Raw genomic sequence first — 23183 nt, 5'->3', positions numbered from 1 at the left:
TATTGAAAACGATATAAATATTAGAAATTATATAAAATAATATTGAGTTAAAATTTTGTTAGTTTTCATCTTCCATACCAACAGGTATTGTTAAAATAAAAATGGAACCATTTGGTTTATTTTCTTTATATTCCAGTTTACTATCAAGTAATTCAACATATTTATTTACAATTGACAATCCCAATCCATATCCGATTTTATTTTTTACATTATCAGCTCTTTCCCATTCACTAAATAGTAATTTTTTAAATTCATCTGGAATTCCAATACCTGTATCCTTTATTGAAATTTTTATTGTATTTTCAAAAGATGGATAAACATCAATTTCTACTTTACCCTGTTCAGTATATTTTATTGCATTATCAACCAGATTTATTAAAATTCTTTTTAATTTTTCTTTATCGCTAAATATGAACTCTGGTAACCCTCTATTAAAAGTGATATTAAATCCTATATTTTTAATTTTTGCATTTGGAAAACTTATTTCATATATAAGGTTTAAAAAACTTTTTAAATTTATTTTTTGGTTTAAAACTCTAACTTTACCACTTTTAAGTTTTGATATTTCTAAAATATTATTAAGCATTGATGCTAATTCAAAAGTAACTTTTTCTATTTTTCCAGCTACTTCAATTAATTTTTCAGGTTTCATAGGTTGCCCATTTTTTGCAAGAATCCTTAACATTACAGCATAACTAACAATAGAATTTAAAGGATTTCTAATATCATGAGTTACATTTGCAAAAAATTCATCTTTTGCTTTATTTTTTGCTTCAAGAATTTTTCTTTGTTCTTCTTGAGTTAATAATTCATTTTTCAATTTAATTGTTTCTTTTTTCATTGCTTTATTCAACTTCAAATTGAATTGAAAAAAATAAACAAATATTAATAATGCTAGAATTAATATAGCATAAACTATTTTAGCCCAGATAGTTAAATACCATTCAGGAACAATAACAATGGAGATACTTAACCCTTTTTCGTTCCATAAGCCATTATTATTTGATCCCAGTATTTTTAAAATATATTTACCAGGATCAAGATTTGTATAACTAATAAAATGTCTATTATTGATATAATTCCAGTCCTTATCAAATCCTATTAATTTATAAGCATATTCATTTTTTTCTGGTTCAAAATAATCCAGACTTGAAAATTCAATTGAAAAGAATTTTTGGGAATGTTTTAGCTTTATTTCTTTAATTTTAGTTAATGGTAAATCAAATTTATAATCTTTGCCAAAAACCTTAAATTTGGTTATATAAATGTCAGGTATATGGTTATTAGTAACAATCTTTTCATATTTACCAATCAAAATCCCATTTTTTATACCAACAAAAAATTCATCTTTATTATCATATATACCTTTATAAAAATCTTTAAATATTATTCCATTAAATTTTGATAAAGATTTGCAATTACCATTTTCAAGTTCAATATAAGAAATCCCCTTTGCAGTTATCACCCATAAAAGATTATTTTTTTTATCTTCCAGTATCCCTTTTACTTCAGAATCTACAAGACCATTTTTTTCATTATATACTTTAACAACCCCTGTATCAGGATCAAATTTATCCAATCCACCTCCCCTTGTTCCTATCCATAGGAAGTGGTTTGAATCTTCATAAATAGTTAAAATAGAATTGGATGAAATGGATTGTCTATTATTTTTATTATAATAATATTTTATAAATTTATCATTCTCCTCATCATATAAATTTAAACCATTGTTTGTACCAACCCAAATTCTTCCTTTACTATCTTTAAATAATTTATAAATAAGATTATTACTAATAGAATTTTTATTTTCAGGTTCATAAAAGTAATGTTTCATTTTTTTTGTTCTGGGGTTATAAACTGAAATACCATTGTTATATGTACCAAACCATATATTTTTTTTATTATCCTCTATAATTGAAAAAACAATATCATCAGCAATTGTATCAGGGTTATTGAAGTCATGAAAAAATCTTTTAAAATTATTATGTTTTCTATTGTATAAATTTAAACCATGATTGGTTCCAATCCAGAGATTTTTGTAACTATCTTCAAAAATTACATTTATAATATCATTACTTAGTGACTTATTGTCATTAGAATTAAGTTTGTAATGCTCATATTTTTTTGTTTTAACATTATATTTAAACAAACCATTGTTATCAGTACCAATCCAGAAGTTTCCAAAACTATCTTTATACATACTTAGTACAGGACTTTTAAAATATTCAATAAATGAAAATTTATTTGAAGGAATTATAATTTTATTCAATCCACTACTAAATGTTCCTACCCATAATATATTTTGATTGTCTATAAAAATAGAATAAATAGTATTACCAGAAATTGAGTTATCATTATTTTTGATATTCCTTAATTCTTGATATTTTAAGGAATTGACATCAAAAACGTATAACCCTCCTCCCCAGGTACCTACAATAAAAAGGTTATTTTTTTTATCAAACCTTATTTTATATATTCTATTATCTGGTAACTTATAAGCAATAAATTTATTATTTTTTATATCATATTTAACCAATCCAATATACCAGGTCCCTATCCATAGATTACCTTCATTATCTTCTGAAATTGACATTCCAAAATCACCAGGAAATGACTCCTTATTATTTTCATTGTGACTATAATTTATAAATGAATCTGTTTTATAATCATACAATGATAACCCTTTATAAGTTCCAATCCATAATCTACCATTCGAATCAAGATAAATACTTCTAATTACATCATTTGAAATTGACTTTGAATTGCTGTCATTGTGAAAATACCTTATAAATCTATTATTCTTTTCATCATAACGATTTAAACCATGTAAAGTTCCTACCCATAACCTTCCATATTTATCTTTGCATATTGAAACAACTACATTATCAGATATTGAGAATTCATTATCTGGAGAATAAACAAAATTAGTAAAAGTTTCTGTATCAAGGTTAAATCTACTTAAACCACCATATGTACCTATCCATAAATCATTATTTTCTTTATCCATAAATAGTGTTTGGATAAGATTATGAGGAAGAGAGTTTTCATTGTAAGGTTGATAAAAATATTTTTTAAACTCATATCCATCATATCTATTTAATCCAGTTTTTGTCCCGATCCACAAAAAACCATATTTGTCCTGAACAATTGCAGATATTGCATTACCGCTTAATCCATCATCAGCAGTTAGGTGTGAAATGATATAGTTAATAGAATTCTTATCAGGAAGCTCAACCTCTGAATCTTGAGAATACACAGAAATAGGACAAAATAAAAAAAACAATGAAAATAAAATTATCAATAAATTATTTATTCGAAGATTTGAAAGATCTTTTTGAAATATTTTAAATTTAAAATACATTTTAACTACCTGTTTTTAATTTTTTAGATGATAAAATCAAACCATTCTTACAATTTTTTTTAAAATAATCGCATAAATAATTATACTTGTTCTAATTAAAAAGTCAAATATTTATTGTAAATTGTTAATATTTGTTAAAATGTATTTTTTTATTTATCCTTTTTTCTATTTTTTTAATTTAATTTTTTAATCTAAAATTTTTTTTAAAACCTTTAAAGTATTTTTGTAAAATATTTTTTCTATTTCATCAGTTGCTAATCCCATTTCACTCAAAAATTCTGCAAACTCTTGATAAAAAGAAGCATTCTCAACCCCCTGAGGATGAGTTCCAATACCATCAAAATCTGAACCAAAGGCTAAAATATCAAGATTAAATTTATTACCAATATAATCAATCAGATTATATATCCAGTAGAAACCTTCAGGATATTTTTTGTTTCTATCAACTACTTTTCCCTCTTTTTCATCATATGATAAATTGTATCTTTTTAAAAACTCATCATATTTATCAGGTTTTAAAAAAGGTGGATTAAAATTTATACCCATAACTCCACCTTTTTCAACTAAAACTTTTATTTGATCATCTGACAGATTTCTTTTATGCTTATTTACATTTTTGGCATTTGAATGGGTCGCAATTAAAGGGATATCAAATTTAGATGCATCAAAAAAACTTTTTTCTGACATATGGGAAGTATCTAAAATTAAATTTAAATTTTGCATCTTTTTTATTAAATCTTTACCTTTAGATAGTATTCCATATGGTTCTTCTACAGATGAGAAATATGGTAAAGCCCTATTCCAGGTTGGAGCAACAATTCTCACACCCAGTTCATAAAATACATCTAATAAATCAAGATCATTTTCAATTACTTCCAAACCTTCTATAGAGATTAAAATACCTGTTTTATTATTATTAAGATTACTTTCTATATCTTTAAAATTAAAAACCTGAAATATATTGTATTTTTCAATATCATTTTTTATTAATTGGAGAATGTTTAATGATATATGTAATGGGGTTTGTAAAAATATATCACTTATATAAAGTGATTGTGTTTGAACCTTTACACCACCCTTTTTCAAATATTTATCAGTTATATCAAAACTCTTATCCACTCTTTTATATTCATTTTTGTCATTTTTACCTTTTTGATTATTTCTAATATACAAATCTTTAAAATATGGGTATTTTGAAAGTAAAACTTTTTTCATATATGTATCTGCATGCAAATCAATAACAGGAATATTCATTTTTTTCTCCTATAAAAATCAATATTAAATATCAAAAAATCTGCTAATTTATCTAAACGAGGTAAAACCTCAAATCATTGCTTTCAGGCAACAGAATAATCTTTATCTAACAATATATCATTTGATTTTCCTGGATCATATTCACAACCATTTTTTAATAATGTCCATACCAATTTACTTAACTTTCTTGAAGTCGCTATTATTGCTTTTCCACTTCCTTTTATCTTTTTCATATTTCTATAAGATTTCATATATCTGTTTTCTCTTTCTCTTTTTACCCTTATCATACCCATTGTCATCTGTACAAATGCTGTTCTTAATTCACTAGAACCTCTTTTAGTTATATTCCCATATCTTTCCTTGTCTGCTGAATTTTGTACCCATGGTACCAATCCACAATAAGAAGAAAGCTTTTTATATGAACTAAATTTATTTATGTCATCTATGTAAGCCCTTAAAGTAATTGAAGTTATCAATCCACATCCTGGTATTGTCCTTAGTATTCTTACTGCTTCATCTTTTTCTGTCATCTTTGAAAGCTCTTTCTCTATTTCTGATATTAAACTTTCTATACTATTTATTGTTTTTATTATCCCTGATACTATACTTTTTTTTATTGGGTCCGATATTTGTTCTCCTATAAAAATCAATATTAAATATCAAAAAATCTGCTAATTTATCTAAACGAGGTAAAACCTCAAATCATTGCTTTCAGGCAACAGAATAATCTTTATCTAACAATATATCATTTGATTTTCCTGGATCATATTCACAACCATTTTTTAATAATGTCCATACCAATTTACTTAACTTTCTTGAAGTCGCTATTATTGCTTTTCCACTTCCTTTTATCTTTTTCATATTTCTATAAGATTTCATATATCTGTTTTCTCTTTCTCTTTTTACCCTTATCATACCCATTGTCATCTGTACAAATGCTGTTCTTAATTCACTAGAACCTCTTTTAGTTATATTCCCATATCTTTCCTTGTCTGCTGAATTTTGTACCCATGGTACCAATCCACAATAAGAAGAAAGCTTTTTATATGAACTAAATTTATTTATGTCATCTATGTAAGCCCTTAAAGTAATTGAAGTTATCAATCCACATCCTGGTATTGTCCTTAGTATTCTTACTGCTTCATCTTTTTCTGTCATCTTTGAAAGCTCTTTCTCTATTTCTGATATTAAACTTTCTATACTATTTATTGTTTTTATTATCCCTGATACTATACTTTTTTTTATTGGGTCCGATATTTGTTCTATAATTTTTACCCTTCCTGTTTTTGTGTTAAGCTGTCCATTCTTTGTTTCTATACCCATTTCTAACATTATTCCATGTATTTGATTCTTTAAACTTACATTGGTCTTTTTTAATACTGACCTATGCTTTAATAAATCTCTTAAATTTTTACTATCTTCTTTACATAAATTTACTTCTGGTATCATATCTTTTGATAAAAATTCTGCTAATGTCCTTGCATCATGTTTATCTGTTTTGTTTATTGATTCATTTATTACTTTAAACTTTAAGGTATTTACTACATGTACTTTAAATCCATAATTTTCCATTTCTCTTTTAAAATATCTTGTATTTCCTGTAGATTCTACTGCTATTTCAATTTCTTCTGGTTGGGATAATTTCTTTAACAATCTTACAAATTCCATATATCCTTCTTTTTTTGTAGAAAATTTCCAATTAATATCTGCAATCCTTTGTTCTAAATTTTTTATACATACTGTCATTTGATGCTTGTGTAAATCAACTCCCACTGATAGTTTCATCTGCCTCCTCCAATTATTTTTTTTAATTGAAAGCAGATTCTTTACGATATTTATTACAGAGAATAATCCATTCTCCTATTCAATCTGGATTGTTAAAATCCGATTATTATGTTGATTCGGCTGTAGGCTCTTCATTCTCCTAAACGGTCTTTTTGACCAAATTAAATGTCGAACCTAAGCCTATCTGCTTTCAGGTTTATTTTCGTTGCCTGAAAGCAGTTTCTTTATCCCCTGCTATTGATTTTTATCACATCTCCTAAAATTTTATTTTAATGTTTTCTAATTTTCCATTACTTTCACTTTTTAATTCAATTTTGTTAAATAATCATTTTTCTAATTTTTTAACTAAATTTTTTAAAATAATCCTTTTTTTAATCCATTTTTAATATGTTCTTGTAATTACAATATTTAATATTTACAATAAAATATATAATACAAAAAAGTTATAATGTAATACAAATATTTCTTTAAAATCCTAAAAATTTAAAATTCAAAAAATAACATTAAAATTTCTTGAGATTAATTTAATTTTAGTTAAGTTTTCTTAACAAATATAACAAATTGATAAAATTAAAAAATAAAAAAAATAATAATTTTATTGACTACATAAAAAAAATGATGATAGTAAATAAAAAACACTCTCAAAATTATAACACTATAAAATTAAATTAATTAATTTTTAAATTATAAAATAAATTATTACATAATAAATTAAATTTAATAAGTATCAAAATAAATAAAAGGAAGGGATATGGAAAGAATTATTGATTTAAAAGAAACAATAAAAAAATATGTTTCGAAAATTGAAGAATATTACCCTTATGCCTCAGCATTTTCTTCTGAAATCAATGGGTTAAGAATAATGTCAGGAACACATGAAGAAAACATTATATTTAAAACCCCTGAAACTGGAGTTACTTTTACAGCTTTTACAGGTGACCACTTTTTAGAATATTCTGTGGATAAACTTAATGAAAAAAGTTTTGACAATGCTTTAAAATATTTTTTAAAAAATCGAAACCTTGTTATTAAAAATACTAACATCAATATCGATCCTGGTGAAAAAATTGAAAAAGATTTTGAGCACAATGTTATGATTGACCCTTTAAAAATTTCTATTCAAGAAAAATTAAATAAAGCCAGAGAAAACAAAGAAGTTATTGAAAATAAAAATAAAAATATTGTTGCTGTTTATTCAATACTGGATGAAACACATACTAATGAACTCTTTATTAATAGAAATAAAACATTATATCAAAAATTACATAGATTTGATCTTATGTATATGATAATCTTTTCAAATGGGGAAAAAACAGTTAATACATTTGGGGGACATTCTAAATCTGGTGGATTTGAACATAGTAATCTTGATCTAAATAAACTTGAGAGATATATAAAAAATGGAGTTAAATTTCTAAATGCACCAAGGTTAAAACCAGGAACATATAAAGCAATTTTTTCTCCTGCTATGTCTGGAATGTTTGCTCATGAAGCTTTTGGTCATGGTACAGAAACAGATATGTTTTTGAAAAAAAGGTCTAAAGGGGAAGAATATCTTGGAAAACAAGTTGCATCTCCACTGGTAAACATGTTTGACTCTCCTGCTCTTGAAGGTGCTGCAGCAAGTTTCTTTTTTGATAATGAGGGATGTCTTTCAAAACTAACACAAATAATAAAAGATGGGATTTTAGTTTCTGGATTAACAGACCTTTATTCAGCTACAAAACTCAAATTTAAAAGAACACCAAATGGAAGAAGAGAAAGTTATTCTCATAAAGCTTATGCAAGAATGACAAATACTTATTTTGAGAAAGGAAATTCCAATTTGGATAATATGTTAAAAGAGATTGAATATGGTTTTTTAGTTGATTTTCCTACAAATGGAATGGAAGATCCAAAGGGTTGGGGAATTCAACTTGAAGCATTATTAGCTAGAGAAATTAAGGATGGGAAATTAACTGAAAATATTTTTTCTCCAGTTATTGTAACTGGATATGTTCCTGACCTATTAAAAAGTATAGATGCTGTTTCCAATGATTTTGAAATTGATGGACTAGGATTTTGTGGAAAAGGGTATAAGGAATGGGTAAAAGTAACTGATGGTGGCCCCTATTTGAGGTTAACAGCTCGATTAGCTTAATTATAATTTTGATTAAATAAAATAGGAAAAATTATAAACAATTTTTTATTTATTTTAATTGTTAAAAAAAATCAGGAGATTATTATGCATAATAAAATAAAAGAGATTATTAATGTACTAAATAGTAAAAAAGAAATTATTTTCTGGACAATTAATGCAAAAGCTACAAAAAGGAATGAAAAATATTTTATTTTTAATGATACTGAGTCTTATAGATTTGTTGAAAATACCAATTTTAACATAAACATCTATAAACTTATAAATGAAAAAGGGGAAAAATTTATTGGAGAAACATCTTTTACAATCCCTTTTAATTATGATTTAGGACAAATAAAAACAATTGTAGAAAATGCAAATTTTGCAGGACAATTTGTAAAAAATAAATTTTTTGAAATTCCTTCAAAAACATATAATTACAATATTATTAACAATCAGGATGCTTTGATATACAGTAACCCTGATGATGCAATTAACAAAATCAGGCAAACTATAGAAAATATTGTTTCAAAAGAAAATAAAATTAAACTTTCTGCAAATGAAATATTTGTAAGCAATAACCAAAAAATATATATTGATTCAAACAAAAATGAATATTCTTTTAATGATACAGATATACTACTTGAATTTGTGCTTTTAGGTGGAAATAATTTAGAAGTTGAAACACATTATCTAACACGTGAAAAGTTTATTGAAAACTTAAACCTTGAAGAGACTATTGAACAATACATTAAATATACTCTTGATAATCAAATTGCAAAACTTCCTGAATCTGGAAAATTTGATGTTGTTTTTTCAGGTGATGCTTTAGTTAACTTTTTTGATTTTCATCTTTTTCATTCATCAGCACAAAGTTTTTATAACAAAGCATCAATTTTTAAAATAGGGAAACCAATTGATGAAAATGTAACTGGTGACAAATTATCATTATATTCTGACCCCTTTTTAAAAGGAGGAACAAAAACAAAAATCTCAGATAACTTTGGTACTCCTTTAAAAAAATTTACACTTATTGAAGAAAATGTTTTAAAAAATATAGCTTCTGATACCAGATATAGCTATTATCTCAATTGTAAAAATACAGGTCCAATTACAAATATTGTTGTAAAAAATGGTAATACCTCATTAAACGACTTGAAAATGCAAGAAAATACATTTTATCTAACTAGATTTAGTACCTTCTCTCCAAACAGTATGACAGGCGCATTCTCTGGAGAAATTAGAAGTGGATATTTTTATAAAAATGGAAAATTCTATCCAGTAAAAGGTGGATCAGTAACAGGATCCATCCAAGAAGTTTTTAAAAATATCCTTTTTTCAAAAGAAACTATAAAAAAAGGTTCATATTCAGGACCAAAAGGGATTAAAGTATTTAATGTTGATGTTGCTGGAAATTAAAACTCTTAATACAATTAACTTTAATGAACATAACTTTTTAAAATAAAATTGATGAAATTAAATTACCCTAGAAAAGTTAAAATTAAGATCTTTAACATAATAAACATCTCTTTAAGATAATAGATTTTAAATAATAAATTTCAAATAACATTTCAGGGAAAAATATGCTAAAACGATTTATTAAATATTACAAACCACATTTACCATTATTTATACTTGATATGACCGCTGCAATGTTAGCTTCTATATTGGCTATCTTTTTCCCATTTTTAACAAGAATGCTGCTTAAAACTTACATCCCACAAAAAAATTTAAACATGATTTTTACCCTTTTAAGCATAATGATAATTATTTATATGTTTAAAGCTTTACTAAATTTTATCAGAGTAAAATGGGGTCATATTTTAGGTGTGAGAATGGAATATGATATGCGAGAAGATATTTTCAGACATATACAGAAACTTTCATTTACCTATTTTGATAACACAAAAACTGGTCATATAATGTCTCGTATTTCAAATGACTTAAATCAAATAGCAGAAGTTGCTCACCATGCTCCAGAAGATTTGTTAATTTCCATTTTTGTTATAATTGGAGCTTTTATTTTTATGTTTATTTTCAACAAATCTTTAGCCCTTGTTTCATTAATCCCATTACCTCTTATGGTTTTATGGGGAATTCTCTATGGAGGAAAAATGCGTCAGGGTTTTAGAAATGTAAGAAAAAAAATAGCAGATATAAATAGTTCAGTTGAAAATTCTGTACAGGGAATAAGGGAAGTTAAAGCATATACAAATGAACAACTTGAAATTGATAAATTTCACAATGTTAACAACCTTTTTAAACTTGCAAAAGAAAAAATGTATACAATAATGGCCTTTTTCTTTACAGGAATGAATTTTTTAAGAGATTTCTATTACTGGACAGTTATTGCTGGTGGAATTTATCTTATTTATAATAAAGTTATTGATGTATCAGATCTTCTATCATTTATTTTGTATATTGGAATTATTCTTCCACCTATTGATAGGTTAATAAATTTTATAGAACAGTTTCAACAGGGAGCTGCAGCATTTGAAAGGTTTATTGAAATAATGGATATCGAACCAGATATAAAAGATAAAAAAAATTCCTATTCATTAAAGTCAATACAGGGCTCAATTAAATTTGAAAATGTATGGTTTAAATATTCAACTTCAACAGAATGGATTTTGAAAAACCTTAATTTTGAAATTTATCCTGAGGAAAAAGTTGCTTTTGTTGGAGAATCTGGTGCTGGAAAATCAACTATAGTCTCTTTAATACCAAGGTTTTATGAACCTCAAAAAGGAAATATTTATATAGATAATCACTATATAAATCATTTAAAGCAAAACTTTTTAAGAAAAAACATTGGAATTGTCCAGCAAAATGTATTTCTTTTTGATGGTACTATTAGAGAAAATATAATGTATGGAAATCCCGACTCAACTGAAAATGAGATGATAGAAGCTGCAAAAATGGCTAATATTCTTGATTTTATTAATACTTTACCTGATAAATTTGATTCATATGTGGGTGAAAGAGGAGTTAAATTATCTGGTGGCCAAAAACAGAGGATTTCAATAGCCCGTGTATTTTTAAAAAATCCTAAAATTTTGATTTTTGATGAAGCAACTTCATCCCTTGATACAGAATCAGAAAGTTTAATTCAGCAAGCAATGCTTAAACTATCAAAAAATAGAACTACAATTATTATTGCACACAGATTGTCAACAGTAAAAAATGTTGATAAAATATTTGTTGTACAAAAAAGAACAATTGTTGAAACAGGTAATCACAAAAGTTTAATAGATTCTAAAGGGATTTACTATAATCTTTATATGAAAAATTTAATTTAAATAAAATTACTTTTTTAATTAATACAATTTAAAATATAATTTTATTTTAATTATTAATAATTTTTTATAATAAATTTTATATCATAGGACTTGAAATATATAAATATAATATATAAAAAAATGAAAATACTCATTTTACAAAATTTAATGAATAGAAATTTTATAGAATATATTCATGAAATTTAATAGTTTAAAAAAATATCTTAATTTACCTTTTAATATTTATATACTATTTATTGCTGGTATAATTACTGCTTCAGGAAACTTTGTTTTCCCTTTTCTAACTTTATTTTTAACAAAAATTTTAGGATTAAATAAATCTATTTCAGGATTAATTATTGCTCTTATATTCCACTGCATCTTACATGGCTTTTTGGTGAAAAAGGACCTTCTTATTTTGGAATTATAATGTCTGTAAATGCTTTTACAGTTATATTTTTTACCGTTATTGTTACAGGTTTAACTGACAAATTAAAACCTATTGATAATATAATTATAGCAGGTTTTTTCTATCTTATTGGTTTTGGAGCAATGGTATTTTATAAATCATTTTACCCTTTTCTAATTTCAACTATTTTATGATCAATAGGAGAAATACTCGAAGTTACAAACTTTTCTGTTTTTGTAATGAAACATGCTCCAATTTCACATAGATCAAGATTCTCTTCAGTAATTGATATTGTTGCAAATTCTGGATTTGCTTTAGGCCCACTAATAATGGGAAAAATAATTGATTTATATGGTATTTTAAGTGTATGGAAATTATCAATCTTATTTATGATTGTTGGAATTTCAATAATTGTTTATTTAAAATTTGTTGAAAATAAACTTGCTAAAAAAGACTAAATAAGTTTATAATCTATGTTTTCCCTTAATTTTGATAAATATGTTTTTTTTCATCTTCTTTTCCAAAAATTGCAAAGAATATTGTCCCTATAACTCCAAAGCCAAATGCAACTAAAAAATTTACAATAGGTGAAATTTTCCATAAAAACGCAGCTGAAAATGCAGCAATTGAAACAACTATATCTCTTATTAGATAATATACTCCAAATGTGCCAGCTTTTAAATCTTCAGGTGCCAAATCTAAAATCAATGCTTTTCTTGTAGGTTCTCCAAATTCTTTCATTCCACGAATAATAAAAGCAATAATAAGCATTTCAAATGACCTTGAAAAAATTAAAATCAAAGGGAATAATGAAAAAAAGATAAAAGTTGTAACAACAAATGGTTTCTTTCTCCCTTTATCTGCAAAATATGCTACAGGAAGATAAATAAACATAGCTGTAACCATTTCAATTGTCGTTAAAAACCCGAATTGCAAAGCAGAAAACTTATTAATATTCACAACCCACACTACAACAAATGCATAAGGTATTTGTTCTGCAAATCTTATTAAAATATCTGAAATTAAAAGAGTTAATAATGAACCTTTAATGTTTCTAACAGTATCCTGAAATTTTAAAGACTTTTTCTTTTTAATTTCAACATCTGGCATAAAATAATAAACAAAAATAATTGAAAATACAGCTAAAATAGATGCTATTATAAAAGCTATTTTTACACCATTTATCTTACCATAAATCTTAATTAAAAAACCACCTGCAATAGGACCTAATGCCATTGGAATCCTTCTAACAAATGAATGAATTGTTACCCCTGTAACTCTTTTCTTTTTTGAAACTGTTTTTGACACTAAACTCATTACAGCAGGTAGTGTTATTGCGGTCCAGGAAATAAAGAAAAATGCACCTATTATAACAGCTTGCCAGATTGGAATAAAGATAACAATTAGATATCCTATAAGAGCAATTATGGTAAAAATTATCAGTGCTTTTTTATGCCCAAATTTATCAGCTATATATCCTCCAGGATAGGAATATAATGCGCTTAAAAGGTTATCAAGTGAATTTAATAAAGCAACAGCTATAGCCCCTCCCCCTAATGCAATAATATAAAGGGGGAGAAACCTTTCAGCCATTTTTTCTCCAAATCCTATAAATATAACCAATACAACCATTGAAATAATACTTGAATTTGTAAAAACATTTTCAGAAGGGTTATTTCTTATATTTTTCATTTTATATTCTTTTATTTATATTCTTTTTATTTATATCTTTTTATTTATACTTTCTTATTTGTATTTTCTTATTTATATTTATTTTTTTTAGTGTATTATTAAATTTTATCTTTTAGCATTTGTTTTTAATTTAAAATAATTATATAAAGCATCATAAACAGCAAATTGATTTCCAATATTTTCATAATCATCAGGAAACCTCAAACCAAAACCAACAGCAATTGCTTCTAATCCTCTTGCATATGGATTCTCATCCATCTTTCCTGTATCTGCTGCATTAACAACCTCTGCAAGTGCATTTAATGCTGGATCTTTTGTCAATCCATATTTTTCCATTATTGTAACAAATGTACAATGACCATTTTTATGCCCAAGTTCTACATCATTTGTATCAAAAGGGATTGCTCCCTCTTTCTCGGCAATCTCATGTACCAACTCTCTTGTTACAAAGATGAACTCAGCTTTTGTATCAACAAATCTTTTAATAAGCCATGGACATGCAACTCTATCAACATGTACTTTTGATCTTGTAATCCATTTCATAAATTTCTCCTTATTTTTTATTTTTTTTATTTTTATTTTTCATTTTTTTGAGCAAATAAAATTGCACCAATAATACCAGAATAGTTAGTATTTTTAGCAGCAATAAACTTTACTTCCATATAAAGATTGTTAAAAGAAAATTTTGATGAAATATTTTTTATATATTCAACAATTTCAGGTCTATTCCCTATTATACCTCCTGAATAAATAATTGCTTCTGGATTGAAAATATTTATCAAAGAACCAGATAAAGCACCCAGGCTTTTTAACCAGTTTTCTACAACTTTTTTTATATGCTCTTTTTTATCAACATTTTTTATAATAGAAAAACCTCTAACCTTTTTATCTTCATTTAGATAATTTAAATATTCATCCCATAATTCTTCACCAGTAATGTTTTCTAATTCACTGTTTTTAATAAGGCTTCTAACTGATCCATACATTTCGGAACATCCACCAATACTTCCACAATTACATACTTTATTAGTATCAAAATTAATTGCTATATGTCCAAGTTCAGCAGCCCATCCATTTTTCCCTTCATAAACTTCATTATTAATAATTATTGATCCGCCTATTCCTGTTCCCAATCCCAATACAACAAAATTTTTATATTTTTTACCCTCCCCTATAGTATTAAAATAAAAACCTTGAGCATTAGCATCATTAATTATATGTATTTTATATGGGAGATGATCTTTAAAATTTCCCAAAACAAGATTTTTTAAATTTGGTGCCCCTCCTACAATTTTTTTCTCTTTGTTATCAGGGAAACCTGGAGTAGCTATACCAATCACCTGTAATTCTCCTTCAAGCTTTCCATTGATTTTTAAATAACTTTCTAAAAGTCTATTATAAATATTGTCATACTTTACAGTTTTAAACCCATTTTTAAGTTTTAAATACCCTCTATTTTCATAAAAATTATTAACAATGTTATTAATAATTTCATTTTCATTTTTATTTAAAATATTTTCATAATTATTATTTATATAATTAACAACAAACTCAAAAAAAACAATTAACATGGATAATATTTGGGGTGTATCATCTTCATAAACTTTGATTTTAAAAAAAACCTTTACATCATAATTCTCATCAACAGCTCCCATTTTTACAAAAGTCCCACCAATATCAACACCAATTGAATACATATAATTTACCCCTTTTACAAATAAATCAATAAAATAATTTCTTTTAAAATAATATCAATTTAATATAAATCAATTATTTTAACAAAACTATTATTGAGAAATTATCTTAACAAATTCATCTATTAGTAAATTAAAGTCTCGAAACAAATCAAAATTATTAGGATCTGGATACATTTTCAATCCTAATTCTTTATAAACACCAAAAAGATTTTCAGATTGGTAATTAATAATTTTATTTAATATAAAATTATCTAAAGAATCAGAATCTCTAAAACAAACAGTATAAAAAGGATATTCTGTATCTGATTCATACCAATTAATTTCTATTCTTATTAAACATTTTTTACTATTTATAGTGCCATAAATTTCAGCATTTAATAAAGGATATTCACTCCAATATCTTGTACTTCTTGTTTTTTTGGTCTTTTGAGGTACAAAGATTCCCCAATTTTTTCTTTTTTCAAGTATTTCTTGCAAAATTTTTTCAATGATATTACCAAACAAAAACATTAATCTTGATGCTTCTTTATATTTTTTCATTCCTTCTTCTAGAAATTTAGTTAATTCATCATTCATTTTTTAATCCCTCCATAAGAATATAAATTTCATTATCTAATTCAAATAGATCACTTATTTTATATTCTCTTTTTAAATTAAATAATTTTTCCTCAATTGCACCTATAAAAGAATAAGCCCATACTTTCCATACAATGCTTTCTTTAGAATAAATTATGCTTTTTCTTAACGATATGTCTATATTTTTCCATGTAATATATTTTATTTTTTTATTCTTTCTTTTACTAATTGATAACCAGTTTTCAACTTGATTATCTAAAAGAAGAATGAAGTCATACCATTTATGTTCTTTTCCTGAAAAATGGTCATACATTTTTGCTGCAGTTGTGAAAGTTTTATCTAAATTTGGATCTCCTATTTTTACATCAATATGAGTAAAAATATCATGTTTCCATTGAATAATTATATCTGATCTATATCCTTCAAAAAATACCTCTCTTTTATAATTTATAGGAAACATAAAATCTTCTTTTTTAAAATTATATAGTTTTAACAAATTATAAGGGAAATAACCACTTTTTGATTCTGTTAATAAATAAATTAACCAGTCAGACCAATCTTCTTCTCTTGATAATCTTAATGGCCTAAAATTATTCCAATTATAATTAAATGGATTCCCCCCAAATTGTGATAGTTTGTTATTCCATATATCTCTCAATTTTTTCAAAACACTTAATTTTTGATTAAAAGTAGATTTTAATAATTGTATCCACTGATCAAAAATAATCCAATTATCTTTTATAAGACCATTTTTATCTATATAGTTCCAATCGTTAAATATATACCATAAATTTTTCATATAATTTCCATTATTTATAAAATAAATTGATAAAATTACAATCTATAATATTTTGATATTATTTTATCAAATATAAGAGGAGGTAGAATTCTTTTAGCAGTAACTGATAATTTTTGAATAAAATTTGCTACAATATAATATGATTTAGGATTTTTGTTTTTAATTATTTTTAAAATTGTTTTTGCAATAATTTCAGGATCTAACCCATTTGATTCTTCATATTCAATTATTTTTAAAGTTTTCAAATATTGTTGTTTAAATAAAGTGTCTTCCTGAATCTTTTCATATTTTATTCTATTTTGAACAACAGAAGTTTTCACATCACCTGGTCTTATAACAACTACTTTTATATTAAATTTATTCAATTCAAGTCTTAAACTTTCTGAATACCCTTCAATTGCAAATTTTGAGGCACTATATGCACCTTGAAAAGGCAATCCCATTACTCCTCCTATTGAACTAATATTTATTATCAACCCGGAGCCATTTTTTTTCATTATTGGAAATATTTTATTAACCATATTTACCATGCCAAAAAAATTAACATCAAATTGTGATTTTAATTCATAAAGAGAATGCATAACTAATGGACCTGAATATACAATGCCAGCATTATTTATTAAAACATCAATTTTACCCTCTTTATTTTGAACATGGGAAATAGCACTATTAATAGAATTAGGATCTGTAACATCCATTTTTAAAACTGTGTACCCATCAACCTCTATAGGGTCAGTAACTTTTCTAGATGTTCCATAAACAATATATCCATCTTTTGTTAATATTTTTGCACAGGCTTTTCCAATTCCAGAAGAAACTCCAGTGATAAAGATAACTTTTTTATCTTTCATATAAAATCCTTTACATTATTTTTTTGTACATTTATTGTTTATTTATTATATACATTTTTTGTTTGTTTATTAATTTCTTTCAACTTAAAAATAAATAATACAATATTTTTATGGTCTATATTTTTTCCCTTTATGATCAACAGGATTAAAATCCCTATCTAGAAAAAAGTTATATGAGGGATTTCTAAAACTTGCAAAAATATTATTTTTAAGATTTGGAATCTCTTTTGATAGATTCTCAATAAGATTTTGAACATATTTTCTTCTTTTATTATCTCCAATTGTGCAATGTGATTTAAAAACAGGTAATCTATATTTTTTGGAATAATTAACTAATACTTTTTCTTCAATATAAGCTAATGGTCTAATAATTGTAAATTTTCCATTTAATATTTCAAGATTTGGTACTTCTGAAGCTAAACTTCTATGATAAAATATATTCATTAATGAAGTAGTTACAATATCATCTAAAGTATGCCCCAATGCTATCTTTTTAATTTTTAAATTATTAGCAACTTCAAAAAGCCATTTTCTTCTTATTTGTGAACATAAATAGCATGGATTTTTTTTCTGTTTAGCAATAAATTCAATTAAATTGCTATCTTTATGATAAAAAGGGATATTTCTTTCTTCACAATAATTTCTTAATATTTCCCAATCTTGATTTGGTACAATAGAAAGATGAAATACATATAGACTATATTTTATAGGTAATACTCTTATTTTTAAATTTTCATATAGAAGATCAATAAGAGATACTGAATCTTTTCCCCCAGATACAGCAACAAGTATTTTTTCGTTTTCTTCGATCATATTGTAATCTAAAATTGCTCTTCCCATTTTTTTAATTATTTCAACTTTATATTTATCCTGTTTCATATAACCCTTTTCTTTTTTTTAATTTAATTGTTTTAGTTTATACTCTTAAAATATTTATATAACTTAATCAATAAAATTACTTAAAAAATTAAGAACATCTTTTTTATTTATTACTTGGTAACCTGTCCCTATACATGAAGGACATCCATTTTTACAACTACAACTTTTAATTCTATTTACAAAATCCCTAAAAATATCAGGAAAAAAATTTGAAGCTTCTTTTGCTAAATTAATACCTCCAGGTATTTTATCATAGATAAAAAATCCAGGCATTTCATAGTATTCAGATTTTAATGTATCAGCTACTCCAATATCACCTCTGTCACAATACAAAAATAATGGTAATATAGATTTTGACATATAACTTATTGAGCTAATTATCTCAGCAAGATAATCACTAAATGTTGCTTTTTCTTTACTATTTTGGTTTTCTGAGTTATCAAGTTCTATTTGAATAAATTTTGAATTATCAAGTTTATCAATATAAAAACCGACAAATAAAGCTTCACTGTGCATTTCAATGGGGGGAAGATTAACATCTCCCCACCCTATATTTTCATTTGTAAAAAATTTTAATTTTTTAAATTTAGTAACAGTGCTCCTTACAAGTACATCTGCAATTTGCATAAATATTTTATCTTTTTCTTTTGTCTCTTTTTGAGCTAAAACTTTAATATCAGTTTTAACCAGAGAATCTGTATAGTAATTAGCTGAAGTTTCATTAATATAGGCTTTAGATGTTTTTAAATCCAATTTTTTAACAGTATATATATTTCCTCTATGCAGATAAATAGCATGAGGATAAAGCATAGTAAAAGCAGAGTATCTATCCATATATCCAACTATCTCATTTTTCCCATAAGTAGTATTTACAATAACAAAGATCTCATTTGTTGCTGTTCTTAATGAAATATTTTCTGCAGGATAAGAGGTATCAGAATAATAATATTTTCCATTATTGAAAGCTGCTACTTTATTGTTAACAAATTTTTCTAAAAAATTATCAACATTTATCCTATAAAATTTTTCCCCTTTAGAAAATGGAATCTCAAAAAGGGAACATTTAAGATGAGACATAAAAATAAAAACATTGTATGGATTGATAAATGCACTTTCAGGATTATTCATAAAAAAATATTCTGGATTCGTCACCAAATATTGATCAATGGGTGAATTGGAAGCTATAAAAAAAACTATGGATTCCCCTTTTCTTCCCGCTCTACCAGCTCTCTGGAAAAAAGCTGAGATTGAACCAGGAAATCCAGCCAAAATTGCAACTTCAAAAGTTCCAATGTCTATTCCGAGTTCTAAAGCATTGGTTGAAACTACAAAATTTACTTCTTTATTTTTTAACTTTTTTTCTATCTCTCTCCTTTCATTTGGGAGGTAACCTCCTCTATAAGAAACAATTTTATTTTTATATTCTTCGTTCTTCTTAACAAGTTGTGAATAAACTAACTCAACATACAACCTTGAAGGCATAAAATTAATAACCTGTAAATCCTCTTTTACCATTTTTTTAGCAATTTTAATAGTTTCAAGTACAAGCCCTCTTCTGACATTTGCTTCTTTTATAAATGGAGGATTATAAAAAACATAATTTTTTTTATATTTGGGAGCACCACTTTTTTCAATTAATTCTACATGATCCCCAATTATTGACTCTGCATGTTCCTTTGCATTGGAAATAGTTGCTGAAAGTAAGATAAATTGCAAGTTGGTGTTATAAAATCTTGCTATCCTTTTTAACCTCTCAATTACCAATGCAAAATGTGACCCAAAAACCCCCTTATAAATATGTACCTCATCAATAACAACATATTTTAAATTCAAAAAAAATTTAACCCATTTGGTATGGTTTGGTAAAATTCCTGTATGCAGCATATCAGGATTAGTAAGAATAATATCACCCTTAACTTTAATAGCCTGTCTGATTGATTGGGGAGTATCACCATCATATTTATAAACATTAAACTTATTATTTAATTCTTTTGATAATTTTAAAACTCCAACTTTCTGATCTTCTGAAAGAGCTTTTGTTGGAAATATGTAGATTGCTTTTTCCTGTTTTTTATTTTTCTTTGCTTTTAAAATCTTATCAACAACATATAGATTATAACATAATGATTTTCCTGATGCTGTTGGTGTAGTTACAACAATATTCTTCCCATTTTGAAGATATTCATAAGCTTTGGTTTGATGGGAATAAAGTTTTTCTATTCCCTGTTTTTTATAAACATCAACTAAACTTTTATCAATCGACTCAGGAAAATGGGTAAAAGAAGGTGGTATCTCATCAGAAACTATTAAGTTAGTAATAAATTTAGAAATCTTTTCATCTGAAAGAACCCCACTTATCTTTGAAGGTAATGTTTTTATCATTTTTTGAAGCTGATTTTTTTGCATCTTTTATCTCTACTTTTTTTTGGTCTATATTATTTTCAAAATTTTTCAATTTATAAAATCGTTCTAATTCGTTTTTTAGATTTATAATATTCTTACTAGAAATCTTGGAAAAAACAATTTTATAGTCTTCATTGTAAAATATTATTGGATTTGATATAGAATTCTCTATAATCTCTTTACCTCTTTTTCCAATTATTTTATTTCCAGCATAAGCCATATTCATTACAACAATTTTTGAAAATATATTGTATAATTTATCCTTTGAACGTTTAAGCAATTTATATAATATTTTTCTTTTCAATTTTATATTTTCAAAAGTAAGATTATCAAAATTTATATTATCTTTAATATTATCTATATTAATTCCTCCATTAACCAAATTTAGATTTTTTTTATTATAATCTTTTTTAATATTTTTAATATTATTAGTGAGTTTAGATTCTTTTAATTTACTATAATTTTTTTCTAAGTAAGTATATTTTTCATATTCCGACTCTAAAAATTTAAGATTTCTTTCAGCTAAAAAGGAATGTCCTAAAAATGAGTTATTACCTGCTCCATGAGAAGTTCCTGCAAATTTTAACAGGAAATGTCCTCCAAAATGTAATTCTGAGCCAATTACTACACCGTTACTAAAAGTTGCAATAATATTTTTACCAGCAAATAATCTGGAACGAACAATCTCTTTATCAATACAAATATTTCCTTTTACTTCTATATATGCATTTTCAACAAAATTTGCATATAAAGAGGATTCAACAATATATTTTTTGTTTCTATCTCCTATTATTCCTCCTTTACATATTAGATTTCCTTTAACAATCAAAGAGTTAGGATGTGAAATATTTCCATATACTATAAGATCACCATTAACTTCTAAAGTAATATTTTCAAGTACACTTCCTGTTACTATTAATGAAGAATTACAATGGATATTTCCAGTATAAACTGAAACATCACCATCAATTTTATATAAATCAAAAACATTTATAGTATTTTTTTTAAAAGATATAACCCCATCAATTTTAGAAATAAGCAAATTATTGTTTCTCTCAACATTATCTCCAGGAAGAAAAAATGGTTTGTTATCATAAGAAGCAGGAATAATATTTCCATAAACATCATATCCATCTTCTGACTTAATTTCAGGTAAAATTTTTGCTAAAGCATCCCCTTTTCTAACACTTTTTAAAAAATCTCTTTCAAAAAAATTTATTCTATTCTTTGAATCAAGTTTTCCAGGAATGACCTTATCTTCTATTAATGGAATAATCTTTTCACATCTACCATTTTTAGGAAGTTTCCCAATTGCTATTAAATAAAAACCTGGTTTATATTTATTAAAATAAGATTTATCATTTATAATATTCTTAAAAAAAACATCTTTAAAATTGTAAAAATTTTTTTGTTTTATTAATTCATATTGAGTTTTTATGAAATTATTAAATTTTATCTCTAAATTTTCGTTTATTTCAAAATCATCTTTTTTTTGTATATCCTGTTCTTTCTGATTATTATATACTTCATCGTATTTTGAATTTTTAAATGATTGTTCTAAATCCAGAAATACAGTTTTTGTTTCAACATATCTTTCTTTGAAAAAATATTTAAATGTTTTATCCTGAATTTTAGATTTAATCTCATCTTTTATATCTGGAAAAATTAAATAAGCTTCCATATTATCTTTAGTAACAAAAAAAGGATCAAAAATTTTGATTAAATCAGAGTTTCTATATAAAAAACCACTTTTAGAAGCTCTAAATACCATATCCTCCTGGTCATAATATAGATCACCATCAAACCATTTATTAAAATCTTCACCTTTTACAGTTATTATTGAAGTATCTTTTTTTTTCTCAATTTTTATTATAGGATCATTTTCAAAAACAAAATTAGCAGAAACTTTTTGAAGATTATAATCATCTAATTGCTTTTCACTAAAATAAGAAAAAATTTGTTGTATGTCTAAACCAGACTTAAAAAAAAATTTCATACATTTTGCTTAAATATATTTTTTTATATAATCTTGATTGTTAATTATTTTGAAACAATTATAATAGATTTATTAAAGAATTGCAAA

19 protein-coding genes are annotated in these 23183 nt (G+C 25.0%); 5 read left to right on the top strand and 14 right to left on the bottom strand.

The genetic code is table 11. The features are described from left to right. Nucleotides 1-58 precede the first annotated feature (58 nt). The 4 genes from ACZ5EC_RS12955 to ACZ5EC_RS12940 all read right to left on the bottom strand — a co-directional run bounded on the left by ACZ5EC_RS12955 (nucleotide 59) and on the right by ACZ5EC_RS12940 (nucleotide 6400). The gene (locus tag ACZ5EC_RS12955; RefSeq protein WP_464302903.1) at nucleotides 59-3361 is read right to left on the bottom strand and encodes a two-component regulator propeller domain-containing protein; all 3303 of its coding nucleotides are present in this window, start codon (nucleotides 3359-3361) and stop codon (nucleotides 59-61) included. A 186-nt stretch (nucleotides 3362-3547) separates the two neighbouring features. Beyond that, entirely contained in the window at nucleotides 3548-4615 is a 1068-nt protein-coding gene (locus ACZ5EC_RS12950; RefSeq protein WP_464302902.1) for a dipeptidase, read from the bottom strand. Between the two features lie 83 nt (nucleotides 4616-4698). After that, nucleotides 4699-5265, bottom strand: coding sequence for a transposase (locus ACZ5EC_RS12945; protein WP_464302901.1), 567 nt, complete (start codon nucleotides 5263-5265; stop codon nucleotides 4699-4701). Nucleotides 5266-5326: 61 nt separating this feature from the next. Next, on the bottom strand, nucleotides 5327-6400 hold the full coding sequence (locus tag ACZ5EC_RS12940) for an IS110 family RNA-guided transposase (protein WP_464301763.1): 1074 nt from the start codon (nucleotides 6398-6400) through the stop codon (nucleotides 5327-5329). A 751-nt stretch (nucleotides 6401-7151) separates the two neighbouring features. On the opposite strand from ACZ5EC_RS12940, the gene ACZ5EC_RS12935 reads away from it, so the two are divergent. The 3 genes from ACZ5EC_RS12935 to ACZ5EC_RS12925 all read left to right on the top strand — a co-directional run bounded on the left by ACZ5EC_RS12935 (nucleotide 7152) and on the right by ACZ5EC_RS12925 (nucleotide 11815). Continuing rightward, entirely contained in the window at nucleotides 7152-8540 is a 1389-nt protein-coding gene (locus ACZ5EC_RS12935) for a TldD/PmbA family protein (protein ID WP_464302900.1), read from the top strand. 84 nt (nucleotides 8541-8624) lie between these two features. Further along, nucleotides 8625-9935, top strand: coding sequence for a metallopeptidase TldD-related protein (locus ACZ5EC_RS12930; RefSeq protein WP_464302899.1), 1311 nt, complete (start codon nucleotides 8625-8627; stop codon nucleotides 9933-9935). 164 nt (nucleotides 9936-10099) lie between these two features. Next, nucleotides 10100-11815, top strand: coding sequence for an ABC transporter ATP-binding protein (locus tag ACZ5EC_RS12925; protein WP_464302898.1), 1716 nt, complete (start codon nucleotides 10100-10102; stop codon nucleotides 11813-11815). A 222-nt stretch (nucleotides 11816-12037) separates the two neighbouring features. Here ACZ5EC_RS12925 and ACZ5EC_RS12920 read toward each other — a convergent pair whose 3' ends face one another. Further along, the gene (locus tag ACZ5EC_RS12920; protein ID WP_464302897.1) at nucleotides 12038-12175 is read right to left on the bottom strand and encodes a hypothetical protein; all 138 of its coding nucleotides are present in this window, start codon (nucleotides 12173-12175) and stop codon (nucleotides 12038-12040) included. 48 nt (nucleotides 12176-12223) lie between these two features. Here ACZ5EC_RS12920 and ACZ5EC_RS12915 point away from each other — a divergent pair, with 48 nt between their 5' ends. Together ACZ5EC_RS12915 and ACZ5EC_RS12910 are read left to right on the top strand one after the other, a co-directional pair. Beyond that, entirely contained in the window at nucleotides 12224-12397 is a 174-nt protein-coding gene (locus tag ACZ5EC_RS12915) for a hypothetical protein (protein ID WP_464302896.1), read from the top strand. A gap of 45 nt (nucleotides 12398-12442) precedes the next feature. Beyond that, nucleotides 12443-12661 carry a hypothetical protein gene (locus ACZ5EC_RS12910; RefSeq protein ID WP_464302895.1) on the top strand — a complete coding sequence of 73 codons (219 nt, stop codon included), beginning with the start codon at nucleotides 12443-12445 and terminating at the stop codon, nucleotides 12659-12661. Between the two features lie 25 nt (nucleotides 12662-12686). Here ACZ5EC_RS12910 and ACZ5EC_RS12905 read toward each other — a convergent pair whose 3' ends face one another. From ACZ5EC_RS12905 to ACZ5EC_RS12865, 9 genes are all read right to left on the bottom strand, one after another. Next, nucleotides 12687-13895: an MFS transporter gene (locus ACZ5EC_RS12905; RefSeq protein WP_464302894.1), complete on the bottom strand. Its 1209-nt coding sequence runs from the start codon at nucleotides 13893-13895 to the stop codon at nucleotides 12687-12689. Between the two features lie 105 nt (nucleotides 13896-14000). Continuing rightward, entirely contained in the window at nucleotides 14001-14438 is a 438-nt protein-coding gene (locus tag ACZ5EC_RS12900; protein ID WP_464302893.1) for a chromate resistance protein ChrB domain-containing protein, read from the bottom strand. Nucleotides 14439-14470: 32 nt separating this feature from the next. Next, the gene (locus tag ACZ5EC_RS12895) at nucleotides 14471-15592 is read right to left on the bottom strand and encodes an ROK family protein (protein WP_464302892.1); all 1122 of its coding nucleotides are present in this window, start codon (nucleotides 15590-15592) and stop codon (nucleotides 14471-14473) included. 90 nt (nucleotides 15593-15682) lie between these two features. Continuing rightward, nucleotides 15683-16168: a hypothetical protein gene (locus ACZ5EC_RS12890; RefSeq protein WP_464302891.1), complete on the bottom strand. Its 486-nt coding sequence runs from the start codon at nucleotides 16166-16168 to the stop codon at nucleotides 15683-15685. Next, nucleotides 16161-16967: a hypothetical protein gene (locus ACZ5EC_RS12885; protein ID WP_464302890.1), complete on the bottom strand. Its 807-nt coding sequence runs from the start codon at nucleotides 16965-16967 to the stop codon at nucleotides 16161-16163. The genes ACZ5EC_RS12890 and ACZ5EC_RS12885 overlap by 8 nt, the downstream gene beginning before the upstream one ends. 35 nt (nucleotides 16968-17002) lie before the next feature. Then, nucleotides 17003-17818, bottom strand: a complete 816-nt coding sequence (locus ACZ5EC_RS12880; RefSeq protein WP_464302889.1) for an SDR family NAD(P)-dependent oxidoreductase — start codon at nucleotides 17816-17818, stop codon at nucleotides 17003-17005. Nucleotides 17819-17926: 108 nt separating this feature from the next. Next, nucleotides 17927-18697, bottom strand: a complete 771-nt coding sequence (locus tag ACZ5EC_RS12875; protein ID WP_464302888.1) for a tRNA lysidine(34) synthetase — start codon at nucleotides 18695-18697, stop codon at nucleotides 17927-17929. A gap of 63 nt (nucleotides 18698-18760) precedes the next feature. Then, complete coding sequence (locus ACZ5EC_RS12870) at nucleotides 18761-21103, bottom strand: DEAD/DEAH box helicase (protein WP_464302887.1); 2343 nt, start codon at nucleotides 21101-21103, stop codon at nucleotides 18761-18763. Beyond that, the gene (locus ACZ5EC_RS12865) at nucleotides 21033-23096 is read right to left on the bottom strand and encodes a FapA family protein (protein WP_464302886.1); all 2064 of its coding nucleotides are present in this window, start codon (nucleotides 23094-23096) and stop codon (nucleotides 21033-21035) included. Before ACZ5EC_RS12865 ends, ACZ5EC_RS12870 begins: the two co-directional genes overlap by 71 nt. Nucleotides 23097-23183: the final 87 nt, after the last annotated feature.

The sequence above is a fragment of the Exilispira thermophila genome (assembly GCF_055389015.1).
Note: the sequence above shows the minus strand (reverse complement) of the source record. Positions and strands in the feature narration are given on the sequence as shown.

Bases quoted from the DNA above. Each gene is read 5' to 3' on its own strand.
- ACZ5EC_RS12895 (WP_464302892.1), bottom strand. From the start codon at position 15,592: ATGTATTCAATTGGTGTTGATATTGGTGGGACTTTTGTAAAAATGGGA.
- ACZ5EC_RS12935 (WP_464302900.1), top strand. From the start codon at position 7,152: ATGGAAAGAATTATTGATTTAAAAGAAACAATAAAAAAATATGTTTCG.
- ACZ5EC_RS12950 (WP_464302902.1), bottom strand. From the start codon at position 4,615: ATGAATATTCCTGTTATTGATTTGCATGCAGATACATATATGAAAAAA.
- ACZ5EC_RS12905 (WP_464302894.1), bottom strand. From the start codon at position 13,895: ATGAAAAATATAAGAAATAACCCTTCTGAAAATGTTTTTACAAATTCA.
- ACZ5EC_RS12885 (WP_464302890.1), bottom strand. From the start codon at position 16,967: ATGAAAAATTTATGGTATATATTTAACGATTGGAACTATATAGATAAA.
- ACZ5EC_RS12940 (WP_464301763.1), bottom strand. From the start codon at position 6,400: ATGAAACTATCAGTGGGAGTTGATTTACACAAGCATCAAATGACAGTA.
- ACZ5EC_RS12870 (WP_464302887.1), bottom strand. From the start codon at position 21,103: ATGCAAAAAAATCAGCTTCAAAAAATGATAAAAACATTACCTTCAAAG.
- ACZ5EC_RS12880 (WP_464302889.1), bottom strand. From the start codon at position 17,818: ATGAAAGATAAAAAAGTTATCTTTATCACTGGAGTTTCTTCTGGAATT.
- ACZ5EC_RS12930 (WP_464302899.1), top strand. From the start codon at position 8,625: ATGCATAATAAAATAAAAGAGATTATTAATGTACTAAATAGTAAAAAA.
- ACZ5EC_RS12915 (WP_464302896.1), top strand. From the start codon at position 12,224: ATGTCTGTAAATGCTTTTACAGTTATATTTTTTACCGTTATTGTTACA.
- ACZ5EC_RS12925 (WP_464302898.1), top strand. From the start codon at position 10,100: ATGCTAAAACGATTTATTAAATATTACAAACCACATTTACCATTATTT.
- ACZ5EC_RS12900 (WP_464302893.1), bottom strand. From the start codon at position 14,438: ATGAAATGGATTACAAGATCAAAAGTACATGTTGATAGAGTTGCATGT.
- ACZ5EC_RS12875 (WP_464302888.1), bottom strand. From the start codon at position 18,697: ATGAAACAGGATAAATATAAAGTTGAAATAATTAAAAAAATGGGAAGA.
- ACZ5EC_RS12920 (WP_464302897.1), bottom strand. From the start codon at position 12,175: ATGCAGTGGAATATAAGAGCAATAATTAATCCTGAAATAGATTTATTT.
- ACZ5EC_RS12955 (WP_464302903.1), bottom strand. From the start codon at position 3,361: ATGTATTTTAAATTTAAAATATTTCAAAAAGATCTTTCAAATCTTCGA.
- ACZ5EC_RS12890 (WP_464302891.1), bottom strand. From the start codon at position 16,168: ATGAATGATGAATTAACTAAATTTCTAGAAGAAGGAATGAAAAAATAT.
- ACZ5EC_RS12865 (WP_464302886.1), bottom strand. From the start codon at position 23,096: ATGAAATTTTTTTTTAAGTCTGGTTTAGACATACAACAAATTTTTTCT.
- ACZ5EC_RS12910 (WP_464302895.1), top strand. From the start codon at position 12,443: ATGAAACATGCTCCAATTTCACATAGATCAAGATTCTCTTCAGTAATT.